26 protein-coding genes and 1 pseudogene are annotated in these 22,703 nt (G+C 58.4%); 8 read left to right on the top strand and 19 right to left on the bottom strand.

Features of this window, described 5'->3' with window-relative positions; translation table 11 throughout:
* Together P0D80_RS43240 and arsB are read left to right on the top strand one after the other, a co-directional pair.
* Nucleotides 1-387, top strand: a 387-nt coding sequence (locus tag P0D80_RS43240) for an arsenate reductase ArsC (protein WP_408293130.1), incomplete at its 5' end; no start/stop codon positions are given.
* Between the two features lie 2 nt (nucleotides 388-389).
* Nucleotides 390-1,463: an ACR3 family arsenite efflux transporter gene (arsB, locus tag P0D80_RS43235; RefSeq protein ID WP_408293136.1), complete on the top strand. Its 1,074-nt coding sequence runs from the start codon at nucleotides 390-392 to the stop codon at nucleotides 1,461-1,463.
* Between the two features lie 112 nt (nucleotides 1,464-1,575).
* On the opposite strand, the gene arsA is transcribed toward arsB, so the two are convergent.
* Nucleotides 1,576-3,330 carry an arsenical pump-driving ATPase gene (gene arsA / locus P0D80_RS43230; RefSeq protein ID WP_408293127.1) on the bottom strand — a complete coding sequence of 585 codons (1,755 nt, stop codon included), beginning with the start codon at nucleotides 3,328-3,330 and terminating at the stop codon, nucleotides 1,576-1,578.
* Nucleotides 3,331-3,343: 13 nt separating this feature from the next.
* Nucleotides 3,344-3,709 (bottom strand): arsenite efflux transporter metallochaperone ArsD, encoded by a 366-nt coding sequence (gene arsD / locus P0D80_RS43225; protein ID WP_408293124.1) that lies wholly within the window; start codon nucleotides 3,707-3,709, stop codon nucleotides 3,344-3,346.
* A gap of 271 nt (nucleotides 3,710-3,980) precedes the next feature.
* On the opposite strand from arsD, the gene P0D80_RS43220 reads away from it, so the two are divergent.
* Both P0D80_RS43220 and P0D80_RS43215 read left to right on the top strand, forming a co-directional pair.
* Entirely contained in the window at nucleotides 3,981-4,499 is a 519-nt protein-coding gene (locus tag P0D80_RS43220) for a hypothetical protein (RefSeq protein WP_408293121.1), read from the top strand.
* Nucleotides 4,500-4,564: 65 nt separating this feature from the next.
* Nucleotides 4,565-4,912, top strand: a complete 348-nt coding sequence (locus P0D80_RS43215; protein ID WP_408293118.1) for a carboxymuconolactone decarboxylase family protein — start codon at nucleotides 4,565-4,567, stop codon at nucleotides 4,910-4,912.
* A gap of 73 nt (nucleotides 4,913-4,985) precedes the next feature.
* On the opposite strand, the gene P0D80_RS43210 is transcribed toward P0D80_RS43215, so the two are convergent.
* From P0D80_RS43210 to P0D80_RS43190, 5 genes are all read right to left on the bottom strand, one after another.
* A complete protein-coding gene (locus tag P0D80_RS43210) occupies nucleotides 4,986-5,507 on the bottom strand; it encodes an aspartate carbamoyltransferase (protein ID WP_408293115.1) in 522 nt (173 codons plus the stop codon).
* A gap of 20 nt (nucleotides 5,508-5,527) precedes the next feature.
* Complete coding sequence (locus P0D80_RS43205) at nucleotides 5,528-5,725, bottom strand: hypothetical protein (protein ID WP_408293112.1); 198 nt, start codon at nucleotides 5,723-5,725, stop codon at nucleotides 5,528-5,530.
* A 61-nt stretch (nucleotides 5,726-5,786) separates the two neighbouring features.
* Nucleotides 5,787-6,218: a DUF6691 family protein gene (locus P0D80_RS43200; protein WP_408293109.1), complete on the bottom strand. Its 432-nt coding sequence runs from the start codon at nucleotides 6,216-6,218 to the stop codon at nucleotides 5,787-5,789.
* A 1-nt stretch (nucleotide 6,219) separates the two neighbouring features.
* Nucleotides 6,220-6,654: a YeeE/YedE family protein gene (locus P0D80_RS43195; protein ID WP_408293106.1), complete on the bottom strand. Its 435-nt coding sequence runs from the start codon at nucleotides 6,652-6,654 to the stop codon at nucleotides 6,220-6,222.
* A 15-nt stretch (nucleotides 6,655-6,669) separates the two neighbouring features.
* Complete coding sequence (locus P0D80_RS43190; protein WP_408293103.1) at nucleotides 6,670-6,987, bottom strand: metalloregulator ArsR/SmtB family transcription factor; 318 nt, start codon at nucleotides 6,985-6,987, stop codon at nucleotides 6,670-6,672.
* Nucleotides 6,988-7,073: 86 nt separating this feature from the next.
* Here P0D80_RS43190 and P0D80_RS43185 point away from each other — a divergent pair, with 86 nt between their 5' ends.
* On the top strand, nucleotides 7,074-7,934 hold the full coding sequence (locus P0D80_RS43185) for an MBL fold metallo-hydrolase (RefSeq protein WP_408293100.1): 861 nt from the start codon (nucleotides 7,074-7,076) through the stop codon (nucleotides 7,932-7,934).
* 766 nt (nucleotides 7,935-8,700) lie between these two features.
* Here the strand turns inward: P0D80_RS43185 and P0D80_RS43180 are convergent.
* The 5 genes from P0D80_RS43180 to P0D80_RS43160 form a co-directional block, all read right to left on the bottom strand.
* Nucleotides 8,701-9,396 (bottom strand): VIT1/CCC1 transporter family protein, encoded by a 696-nt coding sequence (locus P0D80_RS43180; RefSeq protein WP_408293096.1) that lies wholly within the window; start codon nucleotides 9,394-9,396, stop codon nucleotides 8,701-8,703.
* A gap of 212 nt (nucleotides 9,397-9,608) precedes the next feature.
* On the bottom strand, nucleotides 9,609-9,914 hold the full coding sequence (locus tag P0D80_RS43175; protein ID WP_408293093.1) for an acylphosphatase: 306 nt from the start codon (nucleotides 9,912-9,914) through the stop codon (nucleotides 9,609-9,611).
* Nucleotides 9,915-9,956: 42 nt separating this feature from the next.
* A complete protein-coding gene (locus P0D80_RS43170; protein WP_408293090.1) occupies nucleotides 9,957-11,294 on the bottom strand; it encodes a sigma-54-dependent transcriptional regulator in 1,338 nt (445 codons plus the stop codon).
* 14 nt (nucleotides 11,295-11,308) lie between these two features.
* Nucleotides 11,309-12,766 carry a sensor histidine kinase gene (locus P0D80_RS43165; protein ID WP_408293087.1) on the bottom strand — a complete coding sequence of 486 codons (1,458 nt, stop codon included), beginning with the start codon at nucleotides 12,764-12,766 and terminating at the stop codon, nucleotides 11,309-11,311.
* A 10-nt stretch (nucleotides 12,767-12,776) separates the two neighbouring features.
* Complete coding sequence (locus tag P0D80_RS43160; protein WP_408293083.1) at nucleotides 12,777-13,655, bottom strand: substrate-binding domain-containing protein; 879 nt, start codon at nucleotides 13,653-13,655, stop codon at nucleotides 12,777-12,779.
* Nucleotides 13,656-13,831: 176 nt separating this feature from the next.
* Here P0D80_RS43160 and P0D80_RS43155 point away from each other — a divergent pair, with 176 nt between their 5' ends.
* The 3 genes from P0D80_RS43155 to moaA all read left to right on the top strand — a co-directional run bounded on the left by P0D80_RS43155 (nucleotide 13,832) and on the right by moaA (nucleotide 18,057).
* Entirely contained in the window at nucleotides 13,832-14,356 is a 525-nt protein-coding gene (locus P0D80_RS43155) for an arsenate reductase (azurin) small subunit (protein WP_310042955.1), read from the top strand.
* A gap of 16 nt (nucleotides 14,357-14,372) precedes the next feature.
* Complete coding sequence (locus P0D80_RS43150; RefSeq protein ID WP_408293078.1) at nucleotides 14,373-16,850, top strand: arsenate reductase (azurin) large subunit; 2,478 nt, start codon at nucleotides 14,373-14,375, stop codon at nucleotides 16,848-16,850.
* A 79-nt stretch (nucleotides 16,851-16,929) separates the two neighbouring features.
* Nucleotides 16,930-18,057, top strand: coding sequence for a GTP 3',8-cyclase MoaA (gene moaA / locus P0D80_RS43145; protein ID WP_408293075.1), 1,128 nt, complete (start codon nucleotides 16,930-16,932; stop codon nucleotides 18,055-18,057).
* A gap of 92 nt (nucleotides 18,058-18,149) precedes the next feature.
* Here the strand turns inward: moaA and arsC are convergent, their stop codons facing one another.
* From arsC to P0D80_RS43110, 7 genes and pseudogenes are all read right to left on the bottom strand, one after another.
* Entirely contained in the window at nucleotides 18,150-18,572 is a 423-nt protein-coding gene (gene arsC / locus P0D80_RS43140; protein ID WP_408293072.1) for an arsenate reductase (glutaredoxin), read from the bottom strand.
* Nucleotides 18,569-19,663 carry an ArsO family NAD(P)H-dependent flavin-containing monooxygenase gene (locus tag P0D80_RS43135; RefSeq protein ID WP_408293068.1) on the bottom strand — a complete coding sequence of 365 codons (1,095 nt, stop codon included), beginning with the start codon at nucleotides 19,661-19,663 and terminating at the stop codon, nucleotides 18,569-18,571. Before P0D80_RS43135 ends, arsC begins: the two co-directional genes overlap by 4 nt.
* Nucleotides 19,664-19,755: 92 nt before the next feature.
* A complete protein-coding gene (locus tag P0D80_RS43130; RefSeq protein WP_408293065.1) occupies nucleotides 19,756-20,496 on the bottom strand; it encodes an SIR2 family NAD-dependent protein deacylase in 741 nt (246 codons plus the stop codon).
* Between the two features lie 230 nt (nucleotides 20,497-20,726).
* Nucleotides 20,727-20,858, bottom strand: a pseudogene (locus P0D80_RS43125) (AbrB/MazE/SpoVT family DNA-binding domain-containing protein); the annotation flags it as partial.
* A gap of 304 nt (nucleotides 20,859-21,162) precedes the next feature.
* Nucleotides 21,163-21,447, bottom strand: coding sequence for a putative phosphothreonine lyase domain-containing protein (locus tag P0D80_RS43120; protein WP_408293133.1), 285 nt, complete (start codon nucleotides 21,445-21,447; stop codon nucleotides 21,163-21,165).
* 192 nt (nucleotides 21,448-21,639) lie between these two features.
* Nucleotides 21,640-22,266 carry an RNA 2'-phosphotransferase gene (locus P0D80_RS43115; protein ID WP_408293062.1) on the bottom strand — a complete coding sequence of 209 codons (627 nt, stop codon included), beginning with the start codon at nucleotides 22,264-22,266 and terminating at the stop codon, nucleotides 21,640-21,642.
* Between the two features lie 55 nt (nucleotides 22,267-22,321).
* Complete coding sequence (locus P0D80_RS43110; RefSeq protein ID WP_408293059.1) at nucleotides 22,322-22,702, bottom strand: hypothetical protein; 381 nt, start codon at nucleotides 22,700-22,702, stop codon at nucleotides 22,322-22,324.
* Nucleotide 22,703 lies beyond the last annotated feature (1 nt).

Below are 22,703 nucleotides of genomic sequence, written 5' to 3'. Positions count from 1 at the left end.
CCAGGAACGGCGCCAAACCCTTATGCAATCGCCCTGCTTGACTCACAGGGCATTCAGACGGATGGGCTGCGTAGCAAGAGCTGGGACGAGTTCGCTGAAGAAGGCGCGCCGCAAATGGACTTCATCTTCACGGTCTGTGACGATGCAGCAGGCGAAGTCTGCCCGATTTGGCCGGGCCACCCGGCGAAGGCGCATTGGGGCGTGGCAGACCCATCGAAGGCGGAAGGTTCGGACGAGGACAAGCACAGGGCATTTTTGCAGGCTTTCGTGCAGATGAAAAAGCGCATAGAGCTTTTCGCGAACCTCCCGCTCGAAAAACTCGACCGCCTGGCAATCCAGCAGCAAATGCAGAGCATCGGTACGTCTCTGCGCGAGAAGGGAGAGTAATGATGGCTGGCAGTCAAGCCGCTGCGAAAACCACTCGCCGGGCGCCCAGCGGTATCGGATTCTTCGAACGCTATCTGTCCGTCTGGGTCGCGCTGTGCATCGTGGCCGGCATCGTTCTCGGCAAGTTGTTGCCCGGGGCTGTGCATACCGTATCCACGCTCGAGCTTGCCCACGTCAACATTCCGGTCGGGATTCTGATTTGGGTAATGATTATTCCGATGCTACTGCGCATCGACTTTGCTTCACTGGGAAAAGTTCGCAGCCAGTTGAAAGGCATCGGTGTGACGCTCGTCATTAACTGGGCGGTCAAACCATTCACGATGGCATTTCTGGCTTGGGTCTTTGTGCGACACGCGTTCGCTTCGCTGTTGCCCGCCGACCAGCTGGATAGCTATGTCGCCGGTCTAATTCTGTTGGCTGCAGCACCGTGCACGGCGATGGTCTTTGTCTGGAGTCAACTCACCAAGGGTGACCCGTATTTCACGCTGTCGCAGGTTGCGCTCAATGACCTGATTATGGTCTTCGCATTTGCTCCGGTCGTGGGACTGCTTCTCGGCATCTCGAACATTACGGTGCCGTGGGATACGCTGCTCACGTCGGTGGTGCTCTACATCGTCATCCCAGTCATCATCGCCCAGATACTCCGCAAGTTTCTGCTTCGAAAGGGCGAGCAGCATTTCCAGAGTGCGCTGGCGAAAATCGGACCGTTCTCCATCACTGCACTGCTGTTGACGCTGGTGCTGCTGTTTGCATTCCAGGGCGAGCAAATCATCGCGCAACCGCTGGTCATTCTGCTTCTGGCGGTGCCCATCCTGATTCAGGTGGTTGTCAATTCGTCACTCGCCTATCTGGCCAACCGGAAGCTCGGTGTGTCTCACGATGTTGCAGCGCCGTCATGTCTAATTGGCGCATCGAACTTCTTTGAGCTGGCGGTCGCGACGGCGATTAGCCTCTTCGGTCTCAAATCGGGAGCTGCACTGGCGACTGTGGTTGGTGTTCTTATCGAAGTGCCGGTCATGCTAGCCGTCGTAAAAGTGGTCAACGCGTCGCGACGTTGGTACGAACGGGAAGTGTGACGGCCCAGCAGCCTTCACGCCGGGATTCCGCCAGTCGAAATCGATGCGGCAAATTTTGGCCGGCCTCGTGCTCGTGTGAGCACGGGCCAGCGCACGCTGTTCGCTCCATCCGTCAATGTCCGCGAGCCAATTCTTCCAGCCCGTGTAGACCAACGGGCGGGGTCGCCTGCCAAGGCAACAACACAACCCGCTTCGCATCCTGCTTCATCACGCGCTCGATAAACGGCACCTCGTAGCGCCCTCGTTCGGCGAGTGCCGTGTCGTGGGTGCCGCTTGCGAGCAGACTTTGGTCAATAACCCAGGCATACGGTTCAATCTGGGCCCGCCGGAGGTCGGCTTGCAGTCGCTCCGCCTCATGAACAGGCGTCGCCTCGGCGAGCGTCACGATAAGTACGCGCGTGAAATCGGGGTCGCGCAGACGTGGCAATAGCTGGCGAACCGCTTCTGGCATATCACCCTGGGTGCGCATGACTTCGCGATGGTAGGCCTCCGCCGAGTCCATCAGCAGGATGGTGTGCCCGGTCGGAGCCGTGTCCAGTATCACGAACGAGTCCCGGGCCTCATCCACCGTTCGCGCGAATGCGCGAAAAACTGCTATTTCCTCTGTGCACGGCGACCGCAGGTCTTCCTCGAGCATCGCCTTCCCCTGGGCATCGAGTTGAGCACCGGCCTTGGCAAGAACCTCATCGCGATAGCGGTTGACCTCCAGTTCCGGGTCGATGCGACTTACTGTTAGACCCGGCAGCGATTCCTGAAGAGTCCACGCCACATGCGCGGCCGGGTCCGTCGTAGAAAGCAGGACTGCGTGCCCGCGCTGAGCCAGTTCAAGTGCTATCGCCGCAGCCACCGTCGTCTTGCCAACGCCACCCTTGCCCATCGTCATGACAAGGCCATGTCCCGTCTTCTCAAGGTCGTCAATGAGCGGCAAAAGGCCACCAGGCAGCTTAATACTCAACGGGGTATCTGCCCTGGACGCGGGAATCTGCTCCGGTTGCAAATACGCCTTCAACGCGGTCAACCCAACCAATCCCCTGGGAATGAAGCCCGTTTCGCTTCGCGCAAGTGCTGCGAGCCCCGGCGGCATTGCCCTTATGGCTACAGCCTGCTGTTCTTCCATTGCGCAAGCAATGTCATCGTCAGAAGAAACAGCCTTGAAAACACCATTGACTGCGAGCACAAGGTTTCGGACCCCGAGGTCGGCCAGTTCGACACGGGTTCGCTCCGCCTCACGGAATGCAGATGCCTCCGGTCGGGTTACCAGGACCACAGTAGTGCGGTCGTGGTTGGTCAGTTCGGCAACGGCAGCTGCGTACAGTTGCCTATTTTGCTCGAGGCCTGCCAGAGGCCCCAGGCACGAATTGCCGGTTGTGTTTGTCGACAGAAAGTTGCTCCAGGCAGACGGCAGTGTCAGCAAACGCAACGTGTGCCCCGTGGGTGCGGTGTCAAAAATGATGTGGTCATACGCATTCGCGGTGGCACTACCTCCCAACAGGTCGGCAAAGGCGTCGAACGCCGCTATCTCGACGGTGCAGCCACCGGAAAACTGCTCCTCCATGCTGCGAATTGCCGCATCGGGCAACACGCCTCGATAAGGGCTGACCATACGCTCGCGGTAGGCGGCCGCTGCGAGTTCCGGGTCGATGTTCAGCGCGTGGAGGTTTGGAACCTTGGCGATTGGTGTCGGCCGCCCGGAAAGTTGAGTCTCGAGCACCTCATCGAGATTGGATGCCGGGTCGGTGCTGACAAGCAGCACAGTCTTACCCATTTCAGCCAACTGTAGCGCCGTTGCGCAGGCGAGCGACGTCTTACCGACGCCGCCCTTGCCGGTGAAAAACAGGTGGTGAGTTGTAACGGCAGGAAGTGTCATATCGGTGCGCCGGTTAACATTCGCCGGGCTTGCAACTGCAGGCCCCCGCTTTGATGTGCGGCTTGTCGGCGGCGGAAATCTTGAGGCCCAGTTTCTGAATCAACTGGGCACGTGACGGATACACCCCGACGGAGATGACCCGACCATCCACCGTTACGATGGGCAGGCGGTCCATACCCGCATGCAGCTCCCGGACCACTTCCGGATTGGCAGCAAAGGCTGCCGCGTCGTGTCCGAGGCCGTGCCGAACGACTTCGACACCATGTTCAGCAAGCCATCGGACATCAGCGCTGAACTGAACAAGCGTCGGGTCGACGTCGACGCCGCACACACCCGTCGCGCAGCACATGGCCGGCTCAAACACTTCAAGTTTGCTCATCGTTGCTCCCACGAATTCCGCCTGTCCGGCCCGACCGCAGCCGCGTCCACTCCGTCATGCTCGTCCCTCTGCAGGACGGGTCATTGACTTCGGTCAAGTCACACGCGATGGAACGGCACTTTCCATGCGTGGAGAATCAAATCACTTGCCAGTCGACTCCAGCCGCTTCGTTGACAAGCGTCAAGGGAAGGTCCGTGCTGCCATGTAGCCTTGTATTGCACGATGCCTGCAGACGCCTTGTCACCGTGTCGCGCTTCCACAAGGAGGAGATATGAAAAAGCTTCTAGTTGCAATGGCTGCCGGTATCGCGTTGACATCCCCGGTTCTGCAAGCTGCTTCCAAGGACACAGGTGCACCGCAAAGCAGTTCAAAAACGCAGCCCCCAGGCGCTGCTGAGTTCGATAAGAATCTGGCCCAGCTCCAGGAGCAAATGAAGACAATGCAGGCACAGATGGACCAGATTCGCAAGACTCAAGACCCTCAGGAACGCCAGAAGCTACTTGAGCAGCACTGGGCCACAATGCAAAGTGCGATGACAATCATGCACGGGATGTGGGGCCCGGGGATGATGGGCCATGGAATGGGCCCGGGAATGATGGGGGGCGCTGGGCCCGGAATGATGGGGGGCTGGGGGCATATGGGCGGCTACTATTCGCGCCTGACACCCGAGCAACTGCGGCAGCGTCAATACATGACTGACCAATACCTGCAGATGCAGCAGGAGATGATGAACAACATGATGTGGCAGCAGCAATACCGGGGCGGGCCACCGCCTGCCAGTACAAACTAGACATGCTGAACATTCGATACTGACGACTTCCCAGCCTTGAAAGCTCGCCAACGACAGGAGCAGACATGAGCAATATTTCCAACTACAAAGACCTGACAGGCGCGGTATCGGTTCAGATGCGAGCGATGCGGGCGTCACAGCCTGACTTGATGACCGCGTTCGGCCAACTCGCTGCGGCCGGGACAAAAGACGGGGCACTGGACCGAAAGACGCGGGAACTGGTCGCGTTAGGGATTGCGATTGCCTGCCGCTGTGACGACTGCATCGGCTTTCACGTCCAGACGCTGGTGAAGCTGGGCACAACAAGGGCCGAGCTGGGAGACGTGCTCGGCACTGCCGTCTATATGGGAGGCGGTCCATCGATGATGTATGCCACCCATGCGTTGAGTGCCTTTGAGGAATTCTCGCTCTGAATATCAACGCGCTCGGATTTCTACCAGTGTCTGCGATGCAAGGCAGCCCCCGAAGAGGACCACGGCATGGGACTCATGGCTGCGTCATCCCTTGGTGATGATGCATATGCCCATCCATCGCGTCAGCACCGTGGTCCGAGAGCTGCGCGTCGAACCATGCGTGAAGTGACGACACCAATTTCGGGTCATCGCTGCGATAGGTAAGCTCGCCTCCACCTTTAATGTCCTTGTACGTAATCGATATTTGACCGGGCTTGGCCGCTCTGAGTTGCGCCAACCCGGGCATGTCAGTTCCGTGAGTGCGGGCAGGTCCCGAAAAATCACCACGCTGAAACTGCGTCTGGATTTCACGCAGGTGCTTACGAATCAGCCGAATCTGGCCGCTGTCGGATGGGTTTTTCGCAATCACCTGCTGGTTTCCACCATCGTCCGATTTGGTGAAGATGTGAGTCGTGGCCTTGAGGCTGAACGGCATGACCTCCGCACCTCGCTGCGCTACCTCTGCCTGACGTTCAGCGTCCACCGCGAAAGATTCAAACGGCGCGGCCAAGGCTGCCATCACGATAAGCGTAGAAAAAATTATGGTCGGTTTCATTGGATGAGACTCCCGCGTAGTCAACCTGTGCCTGATTGCCCCATTCCCGAAGACAGGCCGACAGCAAGTGCAGCTAGCGGCGAAGCGTCGGCCAAATCCAGGCGAAGAACAAAGAACGGCAAGGAGACTGCCGCGATGGTACCGCCAGCACCCGTCAGCGCGAGAATCAGGCCGACAACACCTCTCAGGAACATACTGCCTGCAATCATGCTGTCCAATCAGCTGCCTCAAAAAGCCACCGCGTTTGCGCGGACGGCGCTTAAATGAATGCGCAACAACTCAGGCTTGCTGCCGACTCAGCTTCGCGCGCTCGAGGAACTCGAACACGGCCATGCCGCCGAGCATCGCGGCCACAAAACCCCATGCCTTCGGAAAGCCAGCGCCCAAGGCGACCAGTGCGGGCCCGGGGCAAAATCCTGCAAGCCCCCAGCCAACGCCGAACACCGCGCTTCCCAACACAAGTCTCAACGTCACGGCGGTGCTCGCTGGAATCTGCATGGGCAGACCCAACAGGGATTTTTTGCGGCGATTTGCAAACAGGAACGCGATAGAGCCGACGGCTATCGCCCCGGCCATTACGAATGCAAGTGACGGGTCCCATCGTCCCGCGAGGTCGAGAAATCCCAGCACCTTCGCAGGATTGGCCATGCCGGACACCATCAGGCCGACTCCAAACAGAAGGCCGGAAAGTAAAGCAGTGAGCAAACCCATCTCAGCCTCCCAGCAGATGTCTGGACACGAATACAGTCAGACAACCGCTTGCCATGAATGTTGCCGTCGCGACAAGCGAACGGACGGAGCCCCGCGAGATGCCGCAGACACCGTGGCCGCTGGTGCAACCGCTCGCGTAACGCGTGCCGATGCCAACCAGAAAGCCTGCGACGATTATTTGGGTCCACCCAGCCTCTATATCAGGCGCTATCGGGTTCCCAAGCAGACTTGCCAACACAGGTGCCCCGATTAGCCCTGCAAGAAAAGCGACACGCCATCCCGCATCTTTCTGTGGCGCGCTCAGCAGGCCACCGAGAATGCCGCTGATGCCCGCTATACGTCCATTGAACAAAACAAGCACGGCAGCCGCAGCGCCAATCACCAGGCCGCCAGTCAGTGACAGGCCGGGCGTGAAACTCGTTGTATCAATCGACATGACGTCTCCTTCTCTTCATTGGGCGCAAAACTGGTCGTACAGCACATTCATGACTGCAATCGCTTCCTTGCTCGCGATGGAGTAAAAGATACTTTTCCCCTCCCGACGTGTCTCGACGAGCGAGTTATCGCGAAGTACGCCGAGTTGTTGGGAGAGTGTGGGCTGACGTATCCCCAACTGTTCTTCCAGGTCGCTCACACACAACTCGCCCTGGGACAACTGGCACATCAGAAGCAGCCGGTCAGGATTTGCCAGCACCTTCAGCAGCGCACAGGCTTTCTCCGCGGAGGCCTGCATCACTGAAAGGTCGATTGACGCGGACCTCTTCCTCATCTCATCACCCTATAATTTACACATACATAGTATATTGAATTGTAGATTATTTATGAATAGAATGGGTGGCATCTGAGGAGGTCAGGATGCAGCCCATCGTTCAACCGTTCTTCGACCCGGTCACCGGTACGGTCACATACGTGGTTTTCCAGTCCGGGCATCCAGAATGCGCAGTCATTGACCCGGTCCTTGACTACGACCCCAAAGCAGGACGGACTTCAACGACGAATGCCGACAAGGTCATCGAGTTCGTTCGCCAGCATGGCCTGGGCGTGCAGTGGATTCTGGAGACCCACGCGCACGCGGACCACCTGTCCGCAGCGCATTATTTGCGCGGCGAGCTTGGTGGAAAGATTGCAATTGGAGAACACATTTGCACCGTTCAGGCGGTCTTCAAGAAGCTTTTTAATCTCGAGCCCGGATTTCATGTAGATGGTTCCCAGTTCGACCATCTTTTCCGCGAAGACGAGGCATTTTCCATCGGTGGCCTGACGGCAAAAGCGCTGTACGTGCCGGGCCATACCCCGGCCGACACGGCCTACCAGATTGGAGATGAGGTGTTCGTAGGAGACACTTTGTTCATGCCGGATGTCGGTACCGCACGGTGTGACTTCCCCGGAGGCGATGCGCGCAGGCTATACGGGTCGATTCGAAAGCTGCTGGACCTGCCAGACGACGTCCGGTTCTTCATGTGCCACGACTATCCACCCGAGGGTCGGAAGCCCGAGTGGGAAACCACGGTGCTCGCGCAGCGTGCGCATAACATCCATTTGCACGACGGCGTAACGGAAGAACAGTTCGTCAGCATGCGTGAGGCACGCGACGCAACGCTTGCGATGCCAGTTCTTATCCTGCCGTCTGTACAGGTGAATATACGGGCCGGCAATTTTCCACCCCCCGAGGACAATGGCGTCAGCTACCTGAAAATTCCGTTGGATGCTCTGTGACGACGACTCCCGCGCCATGCCTTGCGTTGCGCTCGACCCGCGTGGTTGTCACGGCATGTGGCGCCAAGACTGGAGGTTAGGACGCTGCTTGGATGGCGGAGTGGCGCAGAACACACGCTGACCTGTCAAAGGAAGTCCTTCCAGAACGAAGATGTGAACGATAGATAGTGACTGCGCAAATATCGAAAGCACCTTAAGACGAACACGAGGCGAACGCGACAGCAGCGTCATCACGGCGCTCTAACTGTCGCTAGTCTGCGCCCCGTTTAAGCCTTCTGGCTGCAACGGCAAGCCGTATCGTTGTTTGCATATTTCGGAGCCTGCTCAACCGGAGCACTACGGTGATGACGCACGTGGGCCTAGATTGGCGCATCCTCTTGCGTGGTGTGTTGCTCGGCCTTTGGTTGCGGCGATGCAACCGGCGCGCTGGCGATTTGAGCGGCGACCGGTATTGCTTGCGTCGAAGGCTCAGTCGTTGCCCGGGACGTGGGAAGAATGCCGGTCATCGCCGCGATGCCAGTCGAACTGGCCAAGATGACGGCCCCGGCCGCACCGGCAACCAGAGGGTGAATACGACTGCGTTGCGGCAAATTGGGAGTCAGGTTGGTGTTCGTGTCGCGCTCCGTTGACGTGTGTCAGCAAGAACGCCGAAGCAGACAAGCCGGTGGACGTAACGCCCGCAAGATTTGTGGGCAGTTGTAGCGCGTCCCGACGGTTTCCTGGCGCGGTTTTTCTTCGAAGTATCGACTCTGACAGAGTCTGGCGCTCAGGCTACCGCACCAAACAAAGCGCCGACGCCTGATGACACGCCCATTGCCAGAGCACTCCAGAAGACCACGCGGATAACGCCTGGGCCAACTTTCGCCCCGCCAGCTTTCGCGGCCAAGCCGCCCAGCGCGGCCAACGAAACCAGAGCAGAAACAACTATGGCTGGAAGCAGCACCGATTCGGGCACAAGTGCCGCAACGATAACCGGCAACACGGCGCCAGCCGCAAAGCTGCACGCAGAGGCCAGCGCGGCTTGCAGAGGTCGGGCAGACGTAACCTCCGAAATGCCCAACTCATCACGCGCATGAGCCCCCAGTGCGTCGTGCGCCATAAGCTTTTCGGCGACCTGCCTGGCAAGTGGCAAATCCAGACCGCGACGCACGTAGATTGCAGCCAATTCCCGATGCTCGCGCGAGAAGTCGGCATCGAGTTCGGCCTGCTCCTGGACCAAAGATGCCTTTTCAGTATCTGCCTGCGAGGAAACAGATACGTATTCCCCGGTCGCCATTGACATGGCCCCAGCAACCAGGCCGGCCACGGCCGTGAGCACAACGCTTCCATGAGCGGTGTGCGCTGATGCCACGCCGGCGACGAGGCTAGCCGTCGAGACAATGCCATCATTGGCGCCCAGTACAGCGGCACGCAACCAGCTAATAGATTCGAGACGATGCTGTTCCTGATGCCGCCCCGGCATAGTTCCTCCATTTGAGACTTTGACGCGCAAACACCGAATAAGCAATTGGTCGGGCAGCCGTGCGGGGCAGCTTTATCAGTTGCCGCGCTGGTGTATTCGTGTGGAGCATAAACCAGACTGCTGCATCGGCGGGCACTTGCTGGTGCCATATGAACAGTACACGCAGCAGTGCGACAAAACACGTTCTTCCCATCGTAGAGATTTGCTTGCCCTTACAGTGTCGGCAAGCGTTCGAAGTTGTCAAAGCGGGCAAACGGTGGCTGCACCTCAGTTACCTCAAGCGCGTCGACAAGCGCCGCGGACATCCCGTCGCTTAGCCAGGCGCACATTACTGTCAGTTGCTCCGGCGAGCCCTGCAGCATTGCTTCTACCGAACCATCCATACGGTTGCGAACCCAGCCTGTGACGCCTGGTGCTGTCGCCCGGCGTACACAGGCCTCTCTGTAGCCGATGCCCTGTACCTGGCCACGCACCTGGACCGGTCGGGTCTCAAGCGGCTCGTTCTCATGAGATTCCATGGGCGTACTCCGGTTGCAGGTTGAGGCATTGACGAGCGAGATTCAATGAAGTGGTTCGGCTGCAATCGCATGTTTGCGCATCTTCTCCCAAAGGCTCTTTCTGGAGATGCCGAGGGCGTGGGCCGTCTCGGAAATGTGGCCCTGGTGCTGCAGTAGCGCCGCGCGAATGAATGCGTTTTCGCACGCGGCCATGTAGCCGTCGAGCGGAGCGTCCATATCCAGTGCTACTGCGGCCTGAGACCCGTCCTCCTCGAAAATATCGGAGGAGAAAAGCATATTGCGTGAGCACACGATGCATGCTCGTTCGAGGCGATTCTGCAACTCTCGCACGTTCCCGGGCCATCTATATGTCGCCAATCGCGCTTCGGCGGACGGATGAAACAGTTTCGTTGGTTCACCGAGCCGGCCCGCAATGTCGCGTACGAAACGATGGGCAAGCCAAAGGACATCGTCGGGCCTGTCGCGAAGTGCCGGGACGCGTAGCTGCAGGATGTTGATGCGATAGAACAGGTCCTCCCGAAACTTCCCGACCCGGACCAGTTCCGCGAGGTCTCGATTCGTTGCGCAGACCAGCCAAAAGGTGGTTTCGAACCCTCTCTCACCGCCGACTCTCGTGACGCGTCGCTCCTGTAGCGCCCGCAGCAACTTCACTTGCATTGACAGGGGCAAGTCGCCTATCTCATCGAGGAAGAGCGTGCCACCCTCGGCCTGCTCGAAGTAGCCTTTCTTTTGCCGTTCCGCACCGGTAAACGCGCCTCGTTCGTGTCCGAAAAATTCAGACTCGAGAAGCGTCTCCGGGACGGCACCACAGTTGACTGCGATGAACGGCGACGCGTCGCCTGGCGCATGTCGATGAATGAACCGTGCGAGCACTTCCTTGCCAACGCCCGACTCGCCTGTAATCAGAATCGATTTAGCGCGGCCCGCGACTCGTGGCACCAGTTCCGCAAGGCGCCGCATCGCTTCCGACACACCCAGTTCGCTCTGCGCCGGCATGGCCTGGTCTGGTATGCCCGTTCCTGTGAGAAGCCTGACCTTGTCGACCAGTGCGCCGATGTCGAATGGCTTCGTGATGTAGTCGGCAGCGCCGCTCTTCAGAAGAGACACCGCCGTGTCGACCGAAGCGTACGCGGTGATAAACAAGAATGGCGGCACTGACGTATGCGCGGCGACCGACCGTGAGAACAGTTCTTCACCCGATATGTCGGGTAGCCGGATGTCGCTGATGACGGCCTGATACGGTCGGTTCTGCAAGGCATCTAGGGCGGATTCGCCGTCGGTATGCCAGTCCACGTCAAAACCTTCCAGACGGAAGCGGTCGGCCAACGACTCCCCCATGATGGGGTCGTCCTCGACGACACAGATAAGCGTGGTCGACATGATGCTCTCCTGATTCATGGAGAAGTAACCGGCAATAGCACGGCAAAATACGTCCGTCCCGGTGCGCTATCCACTGAAATTGTGCCACCGAGCTGCGTAACGATTTGATAACTCACCCACAATCCGAGGCTGTGCGACCGCCGGCCCTCGGCCATGGCAACCGACCCGAACGGCTCGAATAGGTGCTCCATGGCCACGCCCGAAATGTGCTGACCGGTGTTCGATACTGTTATCTGCAGCCCAACCCCATTGGCCGCAACCAGGCAGTCAACGCGCCCGCCAACCTCCACGGCCTTCACCGCGTTCAACAGCAAATTGAGCACGAGCTGGCGCACCAGGTGTGCGGGTAATGCTATCGCCTCGTCTAACTGAATGTTCCAGTGAAACGCTGCCTGCTTAGCCTGTATCTGCGGCGCTATCAACAGCTTCAAGTCCTGCCAGTCCGACAGACTCATTGCCGGGGAGTCCAGCCGCGCCTCAAACAGCAATGCGCCAACAGTAGAACGAATTTGCGCGAGACCTCGTTCGAGCAAACCTAGGGTCTTTCGGGTTTGGGCGTCGGGTTCCCCATGCGTATTGAGTGTGTCTATAGCGTTAAGCATGCCGCCCAGGGGGTTGTTGATTTCATGCGCGATGCCAGCTGCGACTTGCCCGACGGCCGCGAGTCTTTCGGCGACGACGACTTCTCTCTCCAACTCCTGTTTCTGCGCCAGTTCGGCGAGCATGGCCCGGAACTGTTGTTCCAGCTGACCTATTTCGTCGTTCCCTTGCACTGTGATTTCCGCGCCAACTTCTTCAGGGTGCTCCTTTCCAATGCGGCCCATGGCGGCCGTGAGGCGCAAGAGCGGTTTCGCCATCCGGTCGCCCCAGAGCCAGCCTAGCGGTATGAGTAGTAGCAAGGCGGGCACAGTAGCCACAGCTAGCTTGAGCAGCGTGGAGCGGACACGACCGTAAAAGGTATTGGCGTCATAGAGCAGAACCACATAGCCGAGTCGGCTTCCATCGTCCGAATTCACCGGCATGCCGGCGGTGACGTCGCGGCTCGCGAGTAATCCCGGAAAGTCGAAAAAGAACGGGTCGCCTGGACCTCGTAGATGTGAGATGACCGCACCAAACTGTGCCGGAAGCTGGGCGACCGGGCGCTGGACAGGTTCCTTGCGGGGAGACGTGGAGGCGTACACCCGAGCCTTCGAGTCGAACAGAACGATTTCCTTCAGCGGATTTGTGGGCTCCCTGACCGCCACCGGTGTCCGAATCACTTCGAAGGCACGCCACAGGTCGTCCTTGACCATCGGGTCGCGAAGCGACAGTGTGAGGACGCGGCACAGATTCTGGGCGCTACTTTCGAGGTCATTTCTGGCATCGGAAACCGCAACGCTTACGAGCGCGAAGGTCACGAGTATCTCCGTCAGCAGGATGACTGCGCTCAGCGCGAGTGGAATCTTGTAACGGTAGCTGAGATGGGACAGCATCTGCGCGGTCCTAAACTGGCCCAGAGTTCAGGATGGCAACCAGGCGGCGTATGCCATCGAACACCTTGTCGTCGTCCGGCACGAAGCCATCGAGGTTCAATCGCTGCAACACTTCCCGGGCTGCAGGGCGGTCTTTCATACCGACCAACGCGCGCTGCATACGAAGAAACGATTCGTCGTCAAGCGAGCGGCGCGCGACAATCGGCGGAAAACCGTACTGGGGAGAACGCCACGCCACCCGGACGTCGCGGGTACGTTCCGGGTACTGCTTCTCGATAGTGTCGTAGACGTATCCATCAATCTCGCCCGCATCCGCAAGTCCGGTCGTCACTGCGTCAACGACTTTTCTGTGGGCATATGTGAAGAAGGACTTCTTGAAGAAGCTGGTCGGCCGGATGCCCGCACGTATTAGCTCGGTCGTCGGAACGAGAAACCCCGAATTGGACTGTGGGTCGCTAAAGGCGAACACGCGGTTTCGAAGCTGCGTGATGTGAGTCGTCTGCGTATCGCTTCTAGGGACAATCAGGTATGACCGATAAAGCGGCTTGCCCTGATAGTCCGGTATCGCCATCAAGCGCATCGTTTGTGAGTTGGTGACGTATGGAAACCCGCATACCCACGCCACATCGAGCCGGTTCTCAGCAAGCAGGTCATCAATCTCGCGATAGCTATTGCGCTGCACAAACCTCACATCAGAGTTGCATACCTCACCAAGCTCGCGGCTCCAACGGTCGAGCAGACTGATTTCGTTATCGAGGAACACTGCAGTCGTGCCGAACGCAACCGTCGGGCCTTCGCCGGCAGTCGCAAGCTTGAAGGACGAGAGCAGTGGAAGGCCTAACGCGAAGCGTAGAACTTGCCGCCGCCGGATGTTACGAATTGGTGACATAACGGCTCACTCCCCCTCACGAACCGTTACCGAACGGTAATGGCGTCCATCAGGTCTGCTGAATTCAAATCGTGTTGGCACAAGCCTTCCGGCGGACGTCGGGCCGCATGGCATACCTCTTGCCGTTTGCTCGATGCTAACGATTACACGAGCAAGATTCAAGCGAGGAGGAGACCATGTCCGAACTCAAAATCCGGCGTCGCACATTCCTGAAGTTGGGCGGCGGCTCGATTGCCGCTACCGCCGCTTCTGCTCTGGTACCCACCGTGGCCTCGGCCGCAAACCCCGTGGATACCAGCAAGACGAAGCTCCCTTACCCGAAAAAGGCCGTCGGACAGGTGGGACGCATGACGGTCAACGCCCCTGTCACGTTCACCTATCCGGATGCTGCATCACCCTGCACAGCTCTCAAGCTTGGGAGCCGTGTTCCGGGTGGCGTCGGCCCCGATGGCGACATCGTCGCCTATAGCACCATGTGTACGCACATGGGGTGCCCAGTCGTCTACGAGCCGACGACGAAGGTCTTCAAGTGTCCATGCCACTTCAGCATGTTCGACGCAGAAAAGGCCGGACAGATGATTGTCGGACAGGCCACCGAAAATCTTCCTCGGGTGCGGCTTCAGTATGACGAGAAGACGGGCACCGTGTCAGCAGTCGGCGTGGAAGGTTTGATATACGGCCGCCAGGCCAATGTTCTCTGAGTTCGAGGAGCTGAAAATGCCTACCGAAAAGGACCGCATTGCGCTACCGCCGGTCACGGCCCAGCGAACCAATATGACCTGCCATTTCTGCATCGTTGGATGCGGGTACCACGTGTACAAATGGCCGGAAGACCAGGAAGGTGGCCGCGCGCCGAACCAGAATGCGCTCGGTGTTGATTTTCGCAAACAGGTGCCGCCACTCTCGCTCATCATGACGCCTGCCATGGAAAACGTGGTCACCGACCGCGATGGCTCGCGCCACACCATCATGATTGTTCCGGACAAGACCTGCGTCGTGAACAGTGGCTTGAGTTCCACACGCGGCGGCAAGATGGCGATGTACATGTACGCGGCGGACGGAATCACTCAGGAACGGTTGAGACAACCGCGCATCTATCTAAGCGACCAGTGGGTGGATACGACTTGGGACCAGGCGATGGCGCTTTACGCTGGCCTGCTGAAGAAGGTGCTCGACAAGGATGGTCCGAGCGGCATTGTCTTTTCTGCGTTCGACCATGGTGGTGCGGGTGGCGGATTCGAGAATACGTGGGGGTCCGGCAAGCTGATGTTCACGGCGCTGCAAACGCCGATGGTTCGCATCCACAACCGGCCCGCGTACAACTCGGAGTGTCACGCGACTCGCGAGATGGGTATCGGCGAACTGAACAATTCGTACGAGGATGCTGAACTAGCCGATGTCATCTGGTCCATCGGCGCGAACTCGTACGAAACACAGACGAACTACTTCCTCAACCACTGGGTGCCGAACCTGCAGGGCGGGACGCTAGACAAGAAAAAGCAACGCTTCCCAGGCGAGGCGTTCCCGAAGACAAAAGTTGTGTTCGTGGACCCGCGGCGCACGGCGACCATCGCGGTCGCCGAGCAGGTAGCCGGAAAAGACAACGTGCTGCATCTGGACATTCAGCCGGGCACTGACATCGCATTGTTCAACGGGATTTTTACCTACGTGGTCCAGCAGGGATGGATTGACAAAGATTTCATTGCCGCCCATACGAATGGCTTTGATGCGGCTGTCCAGGCCAACAAGCTGTCACTCGACGAGTGCAGCAAAATCACGGGCGTGCCGGTTGAGAAAATCAAAACCGCAGCGGAATGGTCATATAAACCGAAGGGGCCGGGGCAGCTTCCGAGAACGATGCATACCTATGAAAAGGGCATCATCTGGGGCAACGACAATTATCTGATTCAGTCGTCGCTACTGGACGTCGCTGTGGCCACTCACAATGTCGGACGGCGAGGTACGGGTTGCGTGCGGATGGGCGGACACCAGGAGGGATACACTAGGCCGCCGTATCCCGGCAACACGAAGATATACATCGACCAGGAACTCATCCACGGCAAGGGGCGGATGATGACGTGGTGGGCGTGTAATAACTTCCAGACGAGCAACAATGCGCAGGGATTGCGCGAAGTGGTCTTGCGTCGCTCGCAAATCGTGAAAGACGCGATGCAGGGTGCACGTGGTGCGAGCACAGAGCAACTGGTTGACGTGATTTACGACGCGACCAGCAAAGGCGGTTTGTTCGTGACGAACATCAACATCTATCCGACAAAGCTCCAGGAGGCCGCGCACCTCATGTTGCCCGCAACGCACCCGGGTGAGATGAATCTGACGTCGATGAACGGTGAGCGCCGCATGCGCCTGTCCGAACGGTTCATGGACCCGCCCGGAAGCGCGATGCCAGACTGTCTCATTGCCGCGCGCGTCGCCAACACGCTGCGCGCCATGTATCAGAAAGATGGCAACACGAAGATGGCCGCGCGGTTCGACGGATTTGACTGGAAGACCGAAGAGGACGCCTTCAACGATGGATTCCGTCGTGCCGGGCAACCGGGAGTGGAAAAGATAGATAGCCAGGGCGGCGACACCGGAAACCTGGTTACCTATGAACGTCTCAAGGTGATGGCTAACAACGGAGTGCAACTGCCGGCCAAGGCGTGGGAAGGAGGCAAGCTGGTCGGCACCGAAATGATGTACATGGATGGAAAATTCGACACGCCAGACGGCAAGGCCCAGTTCAAGCCCTCGCCGTGGCCGGGTCTGCCGAAGACGGTCGCTGACCAGAAGTCGAAATACCGCTTCTGGATTAACAACGGTCGCACGAATGAGGTGTGGCAGACGGTGTACCACGACCAGTACAACGAATTCGTCCGCGCTCGTGACCCGATGGCGTATATCGAAATGAACCCGGACGATGCACAGGGGCTCGGGATTGGCGCCGGCGACATCGTCGAGGTCTTCAATGATTTCGGGTCTACGTACGCGATGGCCTATCCGACAGCCGAACTGAAGCATGACCAGTCCTTCATGGTGTTCGGCCACATCAACGGAATACAGGACAACGTCACCACTACATGGACGGACCGCAACATCATTCCGTACTACAAGGGTACGTGGGCGAACATCCGTCGCGTCGGGTCGATGGAGGATTACAAGCAAACGGTCAGCTTCAAGAGTCGTCGGTACACATAGGTGAATACGGCCGGCGCATTGCCGGCCGTATTGTCTCTTTCTGAGCCGGTGGCCATCCGCACGTGAGAGTGGAGCTGCGATGGAGGCATTTACGCTGGGGCGAGTCATTCCGCTTGTCGAAGTCGGCGCCGCTGACTCGACTGAGCGCAATTTGCTTGCGTCAGACTCTCCGATAATGGAACTGCCGCTTCGGGACACGCGCCATCGGCCGTTGCGAGACCTGCGTATTTCGGTTACGGACCGCTGCAACTTCCGTTGCGTCTACTGCATGCCGAAGGAGGTGTTCGGCAAGGACTATGCGTTCCTGCCCCGACGCGAACTGCTCAGCTTCGAGGAAATTGAGTGCGCCGCACGGGTGTTCGTTGGCCTCGGTGTTGAAAAGATTCGACTCACGGGTGGAGAACCGCTGCTGCGAAAAGACCTTGAATATCTTGTCGAGCGGTTGGCCAAGTTACGGACGCCTCGTGGCGAAGACGTCGAATTGACACTGACGACAAATGGTTCGCTGCTAAGTCGCAAGGCGCAACTCCTGCGGAACGCGGGATTGAAGCGCATCACAGTCAGTCTCGACTCAATAGACGAGGCTGTGTTTCAGCGGATGAATGGCGTCGGCTTTCCTGCAGCATTGGTGCTGGAGGGAATCGACGCTGCACTGCGTGTCGGCCTCGCTCCGGTCAAGGTCGACATGGTGGTGAAGCGCGGTGTGAACGACACGCAGATGCTGCCGATGGCACGCCACTTCCGGGGAACTGGCGTAGAAGTCCGTTTCATCGAGTTCATGGACGTCGGTGCAAGCAACGGCTGGAACATGGAGTCAGTGGTGTCTTCATCCGAGGTTGTTCGTCGCATTGATGCGGTTTTCCAGCTCGTACCGATTGGTCGCGACAAGCATTCGGACACGTCGGTCCGATTTCGCTACGCTGATGGTCAGGGAACAGTCGGCGTCATCTCAAGCGTCTCACAGCCTTTCTGCGGCGACTGCACGCGGCTACGAATGTCGGCGGACGGCCAGCTCTTCACCTGTCTGTTCGCCTCTCGCGGCCTGGACATACGTACGCCAATGCGAAACGGAGACACTGATGAAGCGTTGCGCCAACTGGTCTCTTACCTTTGGAGACGGCGGGCCGACCGCTATTCAGAGCAACGTGGTGAAAGTAGCGCCACAGACGACCGGTCCAAAGTCGAAATGTCGTTCATCGGCGGTTGATGGCAGACGGCCACTCTGTTGCCATTCGTTTCATAGGTCGGGGGTGATTATTCAGTCAGCCCATCCGTTAGCCACTCCGCTGGATGGGCAAACTACTTCACGCGATGTCCATGTTCGTCGACGACAACCTCACCGTCCTCTTTCACGAACGGCACCGCACGGGCTTCGGGCAGGATGTCGAGAATAACTTCAGACGGGCGGCATAGCCGCACTCCGTGGTCGGTTACGACAAGCGGTCGGTTGATGAGAATGGGATGCTCCAGCATAGCGTCGATGAGCTGGTCGTCGTTGACGAATGGGTCACCCAGCCCCAAGTCCGCATATGGGGTTCCCTTCTGACGCACTACATCACGTACGCTCAGTCCTGACCGTGCGATAAGGTCTACAAGCGTTTCGCGAGACGGCGGCGTTTTTAGATACTCGATAATCATCGGTTCGATGTCGGCGTTTCGAATCATCGCAAGAGTGTTGCGCGAGGTTCCGCAGTCAGGGTTGTGGTAAATCGTGACAGTCATGCCGTTTGCTCCGCAAGGGAAGATAGATATTCGTTAATCTGTGCAGCGGTGGACCGGGCGCTACGCATCACGCCAATGAGAGTAGCTGACGCGAAGCCGCACCATTCACCGTAGCCAACGAGCCACAATCTGGGCTCAACAACTGAACGGCCTTCTACCACGTCGACCCTGCCTCCGGCGTTGACGACGTTCAAGGCGCGCAGATGCTCGAGTGCCGGCCGGAACCCTGTGCACCATATAACTGCGTCGACCTGCGAGCGAGTCCCGTCTCCCCAGACGACGCCGTCATTTACGAAGCGGGCGAAGGGGCGAACCGACTTCAGCACACCACGTTCACGTGCCTCACGAACCGGTGGCACCATGACAACGTCTCCTAGACCGCCTGTGGGTGCGGGGTCCGGGCGGCCGTCCACCCGCGCCTTCCAACGTTCGGTTGCTCGCTCAAACAGCACGCGACCATCGACGTCATCTGGAAGAAGCGTCGGCGCTTCCAACGTAACCCAAGTCACATGACAGCTCTGCGAGAGTTCGGCGAGTATCTGCGCGCCGGAGTTGCCGCCTCCGACGACGAGCACGCGCTTGCCACGGAACGCTTCCGGATTCCTGTAACGCGCTGAGTGCACCTGCTCACCCCCGAAGTCCACCTGTCCCGGATATTCTGGGATGTACGGGTGGCCCCACGTGCCAGTTGCACTTACCACCGCTTTCGCGAGCCAGTCGCCGTGATTCGTCGATACCAACAAGCGGTCCCCGCGACGTGACACTGACTTCACGGCCACCGGCCGGCGGACCGGAATCCCGTAGCGTTTCTCGTAATGAGCGAGGTATCGAATGACGTGCTCGCGAGAGGGATATTGACCCGTGGTCGGCGGCATCAGCCACCCTGGCAACGAACTCCACTGTGCCGGCGAGAAGAGATGGAGCGAATTCCACGCGTGCAACCATGCGCCTCCTGCGTCCGACTGATTGTCCAGCACCAAATAGCTGATGCCCGCGCGGCGCAGGAAATATGAAACCGCCAGAGCGGATTGGCCCCCGCCGATAATCGCGACATCGATTTGACTGCCTGTTGAGGCGTTGTTATCAGACATATAGTGCACCGGGTTACATTTCTATAATACCGGATATATTGAGGTATGTCGGCCACGCGAACCAATTGAATCCTGACTGAAGGGGCCCGATGTCACGCAAGCGCCAGGTCGAGTAGCTTGAGTGTCGCGGCGGCCCCGCTTGCGAATCCGACGCCATGCAACGGGTTCGTATTTGACTCCCTAATATTTATTCGAATGAGCTGTTGGCGCGCGTTTCGCTCGCTGAAACGCCTCACCGTCGGCAGTGCTTTCCCTGCGCCCAGTTCCACGACGACTGGGTTCGACACCGAAAGAATCCAAGCTTCCAGGCGCTCCCGTTGTTGTTCATATGGCACGTCGACCCATCCCCAATCTCCGAACATCAGAATATTCGGACGCGCGAGCGCACCACACCGTGGGCAGCGGGGCATTGGGCATTCCAGCTCAGACGTGTTCTCATTCACCGATGGAAGAAATTCCGTGGCCGGCCATGTATCGCTTGTGCAAACATCTAGGCATTGAAGTCTATGAATCGACCCGTGGCATTCGTGGACTCGGTCTCCGGAGAACCCGGCTTTTTGGAATTGTCCGTCGACGTTGCTCGTGAACACAAAGGCGCCATGGCTCATGCGGTCTGCCCACCGACGCAAAATCGCGAAGCCCTCGTGAGGGACTGTCTCACGGTAGAGCCTCAACCGGTGTCCGTAGAAGCCCCACGCAAGCTCCGGATGCTCTGCAAACCGCGCAGGGTTTGCCATGTCTTCGAACGATAGGCCGTGGTGCCGAAGCGCGGGATAGGCGCGCCAGAAGCCTTCCCCACCACGAAAGTCAGGAAGGCCTGAATCGACGCCCATTCCAGCACCCGCCGTGATGAGGAGTCCGTCTGCTTCTCGCAGCCAGCCAGCAGCTTTCCGAAGCTTTTCATCTTGTGAATCGACCACCTCTGTGCTCCCATTCGAAACCGCCGACAAGATTTGGCTTCGCTGATTACGCGCGGCAGCGTCGCCACGCTTTCATGCCAAATGGTCACCCCTTTGACCGGGGACGCCACGCTTCCCGCCAGTTCCAGAAGCGACTTCGATTTGGCCCGTATTAGGATGTCGCCATCGGGCATGACATGCCACAGCAGCCGCGTGCCCGGCATCATGCCAAACGCTTTCCTGACCTCGGCGGGAACGATGGTACGGCCTTTGGCTGTCAGTCGCGATTCAGCCATTAACTTCCCCTTGAATGTTCGGATAGCCTACCGGCAGCAGCAATCCCCGTAAGTGCTACTTTGACACGCGCTGGTGCCTCCAAGCGACATTCAGACAGGTCGTGCTTGTGATGATTTGAGTGCGCCCCGCCGGCTAGCGGGTAGCTTCGAGGCGGTTGATGTTGCGAGCCGTCGCAAGACGCGCAAACTCGGCACGAACAGGTGGTGTACGCGCGTGAGCCTCCGTGGATAGGTCGTCGCAAGCGCGAGGCGCGCTGCCTTGCTAACATTATCTCAATGACGCCGTTCCGCGGTGCTCTATGAGCTATGCACGTAGGAACCACTCGCCTAGGCCGTAAATCCTGTTTAATGTATCGATGTCACGCTTGTACCCGAGCTCGTCGACAAAGCCCAGCGACCGTAACACTTCACGTACGTGCAAGAGGTCTTGTTTGTCTGTCCAATCTTGCGTGTACACGCAAATGACGTGACCATCACGACCCATGCTGCGCAGAGCCGTCGATACCTTCGCAAACAATAGGTTATCGCCCTCAACGGCGCATTTGACTTTCGCCCATGCCTGGTCGACATCGGATGAAGGCGTGAAAATTCACCACTTGCCCGTTGTAGGTCCCGAGCGGATGATGCCGCAGCTAGGGGATTTCCTCATCTGCCAGCTCCGACTGAAGTCTTCCGAGGGGCGCTCGGACCTACTCAATAGCAGCTCTTCAAGACGCGATTGCTCGTTCATTTCAAGTCGGTTGTGAAGAATGTCTTGGGTCTCGCTGAGCACACGCTGTCATCACTTCTGCCCGCGCTCATCATGTTTCAATTGAGACAGGTATCTAGGCGGAACTACCGAAGTAAGCCAAACGCCGTTATCCGAGCGAGAGAAGGCGTGCCCATCGACGTACATCTGCGAAGCGTCCACGACGAGAACCAATGGTGACCCGTGGCGAGCACCTACTCGCGTTGCCGCGTCGATGTCCGTGCTCAGATGGACGGCGTGCCTGGTTCGAGGTGTCAATCCTTCAATGCTGATACTCGCCCAGTTGCTCCACGCGGTGCCGTGATACAGAATGGCTGGGGGCTCTATTGCGGCATAGCCTAGGTTCACCTCTATCGAGTGACCTTGCGCCGCGCGTATTCGCTCGCCGCCTGCGGATAGTGAGAAGCGCTGTTTGTCGCTCGTCGCGACGACCGCCAGAATGACGTCTCTCGTAACTGCAGGCATCGTTCTCAACCTCTTTGACGCACCCGCGGTACGCGCAGCGCGTTCGATTGCGCGTATCAGTTCGTCGACAGATACCCAGCCCTGACTGTCGAGCCGGATGCCAATCATCTCGGGTTCATGTCGCAAAATCTTCGAAAGAAGTCTGCTAACTGCGACGTGGTCTGTCGTCAGATGCTCGTCGGCGTTCATGTTCATGTAGATATGTATCCGCGGGAGTGTCCCAAACTAGGAGCAGAACCAAGCATCAGTTTCAATTCCTTTTATGCCGCGTGGCGCGCAACTGTTCCAACTCTTCGCTGAGCGCGTCGATTTGCGTTTGCATGCCAGCCGCTCCTTTGAGTAGCTGCCCGACTTTATACCAATAGGCATATCCCAAATCCCCGTCCGCCAAGCCCAATTCATGGAACTTGCGAAGCGCAATCTCAAGGTCAATATCGGTACTCGACTTCATCTCATTTCCCTCTTGTGATGCGCGGCGGTCGCGTTCTGCGGTAGGCTTGCAACCGACCAAAATCCCCTCGTTCACGTATCTCCTTTTGATGTGCAGCATGACCAAGCTGAGTACGAACGCGACTGCCGGCACGACCAGAAGTGCGGAGCTATTGACGGCGAAGGCCAGCAGTTCTTTCATT

Origin of the sequence: Paraburkholderia sp. RL17-373-BIF-A (assembly GCF_046030175.1) — a bacterium.
Lineage (GTDB): Bacteria > Pseudomonadota > Gammaproteobacteria > Burkholderiales > Burkholderiaceae > Paraburkholderia.
This window is presented reverse-complemented; position numbering and strand designations above follow the sequence as displayed.